The organism is Pontivivens nitratireducens, from assembly GCF_014235845.1.
GTDB classification, from domain to species: Bacteria; Pseudomonadota; Alphaproteobacteria; order Rhodobacterales; family Rhodobacteraceae; genus Pontivivens; species Pontivivens nitratireducens.
The window spans coordinates 275,357-282,141 of sequence record NZ_JACJUQ010000003.1 but is presented as its reverse complement, the minus strand read 5'-3'; the positions used below and the strand labels follow the sequence as shown (position 1 = coordinate 282,141).

Sequence of the window (6,785 nt, the reverse complement as noted above, 5' to 3'; positions counted from 1 at the left end):
TCGCCGCATCACAACCTCCTCTGTCGGAGATACTGAATCACGCGACGAACGAATGGGGAAGCCTGATTATGGGGACACACCCTAGGGCGCTATCGGCGCATTGTCCTTCAAGCGTTCCATCACGATCTGGCTCTGCACCCGGGCCACCGCCGGATGCGGCAGCAGGGTTCGTTGCACCAGCTCGTTCAGAGCAGTCAGATCGGCGCAGAACACGCGCAGCATGTAATCGGCCTCCCCCGTCAGGGTCCAGACACTGACCACGGCCTGCGTTCGCTCGGCCATTCGCACGAAATCCTGCGCGTTCTCACGGCTGTGGGCGGCCATCGTGACCTGAACGAAGGCCTCGACCGAGGCGCCTATGCGCGCGGCATCCACCACCGCGCGATAGCCGACGATATATCCGTCCTCCTCCAACCGCTGCCGCCTGCGGGCGCATTGCGAGGGGCTGAGATGCAGTTTTTCCGCCAACTCAGCAGCCGTCAGACGGGAATTGCCCTGCAGACATGTCAGCAGAGCACGGTCGAACGCATCGATTCGGCCTGCCATGAAAATCCCTCGCATTGTTTTCCTATTCTCTGAAATTTACACGCACAACATAGCCATAAACAGAAATTTTTGCGCACCGATCGCATGTTACGGACGGTACGTTCGGACAAATTCACATGCAAGGGAGGCTCAACATGGGTCCGTTTCCACACGATGCGCCGAAGGCCACGATCTCCGATTCCAATCCGGCAGGAACCGATGGATTCGAATTTGTGGAGTTCGCCCATCCTGAACCCGAAAAGCTGGACACCCTCTTCCGCTCGATGGGATATACACCGGTGGCGCAGCACAAGAGCAAGGACATCACGCTCTATCGTCAGGGTGACATCAATTACATCGTCAACCGGGAGCCCGGCAGTCACGCGGCCCAATTCGTCGAGGATCACGGCCCCTGCGCCCCTGCGATGGCCTGGCGTGTGGTCGACGCAAAGGTGGCGTTGAAGCGGGCGCTGGACACGGGTGCCACGGAATATACCGGTACGGGCAAGAGCATAGACGCCCCGGCAGTCATCGGGATCGGCGGATCGTTGCTGTACTTCATCGACGACTACGATGACGGCCGCTCGCCCTATGATAGCGACTTTGAATGGACCGGTGCACGCGACCCGAAGCCCGAGGGCGTCGGCTTCTATTACCTCGATCACCTGACGCACAACGTGGTGAAGGGGAACATGGACACGTGGTTCAAGTTCTACTGCGACACCTTCAAGTTCCGCGAAATCCGCTTCTTCGACATCGAGGGGAAGTTCACAGGTTTGTTCAGCCGCGCGCTGACCTCCCCCTGCGGCAAGATCCGCATTCCGATCAACGAGGATCGCGGGGACAAGGGGCAGATCGTCGAATACCTCAAGCGCTACAACGGCGAAGGCATTCAGCACATCGCCGTCGGGTCCGAGGATATCTATACATCCATCGATCAAATCCACGACAAGGGCATCCGGTTCATGCCTCCGCCCCCGGCAACCTATTACGAGCTAAGCCATGACCGCGTCGTCGGGCATGAGGAACCAGTGGACAAGATGATGAAGCACGGTGTGCTGATCGACGGTGAGGGCGTGGTGGACGGTGGTGAAACCCGTATCCTGCTGCAAATCTTCTCGAAAACGGTGATCGGGCCGATCTTCTTCGAGTTCATTCAGCGCAAGGGCGATGACGGGTTCGGTGAGGGCAATTTCAGGGCCCTGTTCGAAAGCATCGAGGCCGATCAGATCGCGCGCGGCGTCGTCGGCGCCTGACCCGAATTCGACCATCAAAGCCGGAGGCATCAACGCCAGGATGCCCCGGCGACATCCCCCGAATACGCAAAAGGCCCGCCAGTGATGGCGGGCCTTTTGGTTGAGCCGGGCGGGGATCAGAGCGTGCGCTCGATCTCCTCCGTCTCGAAGATTTCGATGACATCGCCTTCGCGAATATCCTCGTAGTTCTCGAACGCCATACCGCATTCCTGGCCGCTCTGGACTTCCTTGACCTCATCCTTGAAGCGCTTGAGCGTCTTGAGCTTGCCCTGATGGATGACGACGTTGTCGCGCAGCAGGCGCACACCGGCGGAACGCCGCGCCACACCTTCGGTGACGACACAACCCGCGACCTTGCCGACATTGGAGACCTTGAAGACCTCCTTGATCGACGCGTACCCGATGAAGGATTCGCGAACCTCCGCCGACAGCAGGCCGGAGGCCGCCGCCTTCACATCATCGACCAGATCGTAGATGATCGAGTAGTAGCGGATTTCCAGACCTTTCTGGTTCGCCGCCTCACGCGCAGGTGCATTCGCCCGGACGTTGAAGCCGATGATCGGCGCGCCCGCGGCCTCGGCCAGGGTCACGTCGCTCTCGGTGACGGCACCAACGCCGGAGTGCAGAACCCGCACCCGAACCTCGTCGTTGCCGATCTTCTCCATCGCCTGCACGATCGCCTCGGCCGAACCCTGAACGTCCGCCTTGACCACGATGGGCAGTTCGGAAACGTCCTCGTCCGCCTTGGCCTTCGCCAGAAGCTGATCCAGCGTGGTTGCGGCACCGGCTGCGGCGCGCTTGTCCTTCGCGAGTTGCTGGCGGTATTCCGCGATCTCACGGGCACGCGCCTCATCCGGCACAACGTTAAGAACGTCGCCAGCCTCGGGTGTGCCGTTCAGGCCCAGAACCTCCACCGGAACCGAAGGTCCGGCCTCCTCGACCCGCTCACCCTGATCGTTGATCAGCGCACGGACCCGGCCCCATTGTTCACCCACAACGAAGATATCGCCGCGGCGCAACGTGCCGTTCTGGACCAGAACCGTGGCAACGGGGCCGCGGCCCACGTCCAGCTTCGCCTCGATCACGGCGCCATCGGCGGCGCGGTCGGGGTTGGCGCGCAGTTCGAGCAATTCGGCCTGAAGCGTGATGTTCTCCAGCAGCTTGTCCAGCCCCTCACCCGTAACGGCGGAGACCTCGACATCCAGCACGTCGCCCGACATCGCCTCGACGACGACTTCGTGCTGCAGAAGCTGGGTGCGCACCTTCATCGGATCGGCGCCGGGGCGGTCGATCTTGTTGATGGCGACGATCATCGGAACCTTCGCGGCCTTCGCATGGGCGATGGCCTCAATGGTCTGCGGCATGACCGAATCGTCGGCGGCAACCACCAGGATCACGATATCCGTGACCTGAGCACCACGTGCGCGCATCGAGGTGAACGCGGCGTGACCCGGCGTGTCGAGGAAGCTGAGCAGCGTCCCGTCATCCGTTCTGATCTGATAGGCACCGATATGCTGCGTGATACCGCCAGCCTCACCCGAGACAACGTTCGTTTTGCGAATCGCGTCCAGCAGCGAAGTCTTGCCGTGATCGACGTGGCCCATGATCGTGATGACCGGGGCGCGTGGCTTCATGTCTGCGGGATCGTCCACAACGGTGGTGATGACATCCTCGACATCCGCATCCGAGACGCGAACGACGCGGTGGCCGAACTCCTCGATGATCAGCTCGGCGGTATCGGCGTCGATGCTCTGGTTCTGAGTCGCCATGATGCCGTTCTGCATCAGGGATTTCACGACGGAGGCCACACGCTCGGCCATGCGGTTGGCAAGTTCGGCCACCGTGATCGCCTCGGGCAGTTTCACGTCGCGAACCACCTTTTCACGCGGCTCGTTCGATCCGCCACCCTTGCGGGCCTGACGTTCCTGACGACGGCGCATCGCGGCCATGGATTTCTGGCGGCCGCCCTCACCCATCGCCTGGTTGATGGTCAGCTTGCCGGAGCGACGCTTGTCACCACCCGTAGATTTCTTGGCGTTGCGGTCCTCACGGCGGTCGTCACGCTTGGGCGCGGAGCCGGGCGCGGTGCGGCGCGGGCCTTCGACCTCGTTGGGCGGTGCGGGCGCGTCGGCGGGGGAGACGACGTTCTCCTCCTTCTTGCCACGCGGTTTGTTGCGGGCGCGCGCTTCCTCGTCGGACTTGCGCTTGGCCTCCTCGGCCTCCTGCATCGCCTTGGCCTCGGCCTCGGCTACGGCGCGGGCTTCGGCCTCGGCCGCCTCGCGCTCCTTCGATTCCTTTTGTTCGCGCAGGGAGGCCAGCTCCGCCTTGCGGCGTTCCTCGGCTTCCTTTTCCTTGGCGATACGATCGGCTTCAGACGCCTTCGCGGCCATCAAGGCGCGGCGGCGGCGATCAATCTCACTGTCGGACACGGCTGCGTTGGCGCCACCCTGTGCGCTGCGGACCTGTGCGGCGTTCGCACCCGAGGTCGCGGCCGTACCGGGTTTTGGCACCACGACACGCTTCCGCTTCTTCTCCACCACGACGGATTTGGACCGCCCGTGAGAGAAGCTTTGCCGGACCCGGCTCGTCTCGGTCCCGCCACCGCGTGTTCCGATCGTCCTGCCCTTGTCGCCGTCGCCTTTGTTGTCGCTCATACTGACCTTAACCTTTTCGTCGGAGCCCCTTTGCCCCGTCGCCCAAATCCATCCCGTCCGTCGCGTGTATCGCGGCGGTCAGTCTATCGAAACGGCCTCATGGCCCCGCAGCCCATTGAGCCGCGACGCCTCCCTGAGGACCGTCTTCGTGACACCACCTGCGTCCAGCGCGGCATGTATCACATTATCCCGGCGGAATGCCAAACCCAATTCTTCCCTTGAAAGGCAGGAAATCACGGGTGCTTCCCCAGCCATCGGGCGGAGCTTGGCGCGCTGCGCCTCCGATCCGTCGCTAGCTTCGATCAATGCGGCGACCGGAGCGGACTTCAACCGTCGGTGGACCGTATCGAACCCCATATGGGCCAGCCCGGCCTTTCTGGCAAGGGCCAGCGCGTCCTGAAGTCGCCGCGTCAGCAATGCCTCGACCCGCTCCGACAGGTCGGCGGGGGCCTTTACCGGGGCCTTTGCGGACCGGCTGAACAGGTTTTTCTTTACCGCCAGGTCAATCGCCGCGCGGTCTGCGCTGACCCACATGCCGCGTCCGGGCGCCTTTTCGGCCACGTCGGGAAACACGTCCCCCTCCGGCCCCACAACAAAGCGCACGAGGGGGGCGGTCGGCCCGCTCACCCCCGTGGCGATGCAGCGCCGTTCCGGCTCACTGCGGTCTTTATCGCGTCCACCCCTGCTCACGGTATACCCTTCCGAAGGCTGCAATCAGCCCTCGGCTTCCTCTTCTTCGCCGGCCTCGGCCGCGGCGGCAGCCTCGGCATCCGCTGCCTGCTGCGCGACCATTTCGTCCGCGTCGATATAACCCAGCAGAACCCGCGCGGTCAGCACCAGTTCCTTGGCTTCCTCCAGACTGACGTCGAATTGCTCCAGCAAGCCATCATCCTTGACCCGCTTGCCGTCTACGGTGGTGTAGCCGCCAGCGAGCTCCCAATCCGCGCATTGCGCGAAATCGGTCAGGTTCTTGATGCCGTCCTCGGCCAGCGCCACGATCATCTGCGGGGTCAGACCCTCAAACTCGAACAGCGAATCCTCGACGCCCATCTCGCGGGCCTTCTCGGTCGCGGCGGCGTTGATCGCGTCCAGCGCGTCGCGCGCACGGGCCTGAAGCTCCTGCGCCGTTTCCTCATCGAAGCCGTCGATGCCCGACAGTTCCTCGATTTCCACGTAGGCGACTTCCTCAAGGTTGGTGAACCCTTCGGAAACCAGAAGCTGCGCCACCATTTCATCCGCATCGAGCGAATCCATGAACAGCTTGGAGCGTTCCGCGAATTCCGCCTGACGACGTTCGGATTCCTCGGCCTCGGTCATGATGTCGATGTCCCAGCCGGTCAGCTGGCTGGCCAGACGCACGTTCTGACCACGACGTCCGATGGCGAGGCTCAGCTGCTCATCCGGTACAACGACCTCGATCCGGCCGGCATCCTCATCCATCACGACTTTTGCGACCTCGGCAGGTTGCAGCGCGTTGACCAGGAAGGTCGCGGCGTCGTCGTTCCACGGGATGATGTCGATCTTCTCACCGTTCAACTCGTTCACGACGGCCTGAACGCGGCTGCCGCGCATGCCGACGCAGGCCCCGACCGGGTCGATGCCCGAATCGTAGGAGATGACACCGATCTTCGCGCGGCTGCCGGGATCACGGGCCACGGCCTTGATCTCGATCACGCCGTCATAAATCTCGGGCACTTCCATCTTGAACAGTTCGGCCATGAATTCCGGCGCGGTGCGCGACAGGAATATCTGCGGGCCGCGCTGCTCCAGACGCACGTCCTTGATATAGGCGCGGATGCGGTCGCCGTTGCGGAATGCCTCGCGCTGGATAAGTTGGTCGCGGCGCAGCATCGCCTCACCCCGGCCGACATCGACGATGACGTTGCCGTATTCCGTCCGCTTGACCAGACCGTTGATGATCGTGCCCTTGCGGTCCTTGAATTCCTCGTACTGACGCTCACGCTCGGCCTCACGCACACGCTGCATGATGACCTGCTTGGCCGACTGGGCGCCGATGCGGCTGAAATCCATGTGCGGCAAGGGGTCGGACAGTTCGGTGCCGATCTGGGCGTTCGGGTCGATCTCTCTCGCGTCGTGCAGGTCCAGTTCGGTGAAGTGATCCTCGACCTCCTCGACCACGGTGCGCACGCGGGTCATGGTCAGATCGCCGGTCTTGCGATCAATGGACGCGCGGATATCGTAATCCGCGCCGTAGCGGGCCTTCGCCGCCTTGGAATAGCTTTCCTCCAGCGCCTCGATGACCAGACCGGGGTCGATCATCTTCTCACGCGCGACCGCGTCGGCGATCTGAAGCAGTTCGAGCTTGTTTGCCGCAACCGTTGCCATTGTC

Annotated in this window: 5 protein-coding genes; 1 reads left to right on the top strand and 4 read right to left on the bottom strand. The window is 62.8% G+C overall.

Going from position 1 to position 6,785, the window contains the following annotated elements; translation table 11 throughout:
- Window positions 1-81: 81 nt before the first annotated feature.
- Window positions 82-546, bottom strand: a complete 465-nt coding sequence (locus H1S03_RS05840) for an Lrp/AsnC family transcriptional regulator (protein WP_185803570.1) — start codon at window positions 544-546, stop codon at window positions 82-84.
- A 134-nt stretch (window positions 547-680) separates the two neighbouring features.
- On the opposite strand from H1S03_RS05840, the gene hppD reads away from it, so the two are divergent.
- Entirely contained in the window at window positions 681-1,781 is a 1,101-nt protein-coding gene (hppD, locus tag H1S03_RS05835; protein ID WP_185803569.1) for a 4-hydroxyphenylpyruvate dioxygenase, read from the top strand.
- 116 nt (window positions 1,782-1,897) lie between these two features.
- Here hppD and infB read toward each other — a convergent pair whose 3' ends face one another.
- From infB to nusA, 3 genes are all read right to left on the bottom strand, one after another.
- The gene (gene infB, locus H1S03_RS05830) at window positions 1,898-4,435 is read right to left on the bottom strand and encodes a translation initiation factor IF-2 (protein WP_185803568.1); all 2,538 of its coding nucleotides are present in this window, start codon (window positions 4,433-4,435) and stop codon (window positions 1,898-1,900) included.
- A gap of 78 nt (window positions 4,436-4,513) precedes the next feature.
- Window positions 4,514-5,125, bottom strand: a complete 612-nt coding sequence (locus tag H1S03_RS05825) for an RNA-binding protein (protein WP_185803567.1) — start codon at window positions 5,123-5,125, stop codon at window positions 4,514-4,516.
- 24 nt (window positions 5,126-5,149) lie between these two features.
- Window positions 5,150-6,781 (bottom strand): transcription termination factor NusA, encoded by a 1,632-nt coding sequence (gene nusA / locus H1S03_RS05820; RefSeq protein ID WP_166189099.1) that lies wholly within the window; start codon window positions 6,779-6,781, stop codon window positions 5,150-5,152.
- Window positions 6,782-6,785 lie beyond the last annotated feature (4 nt).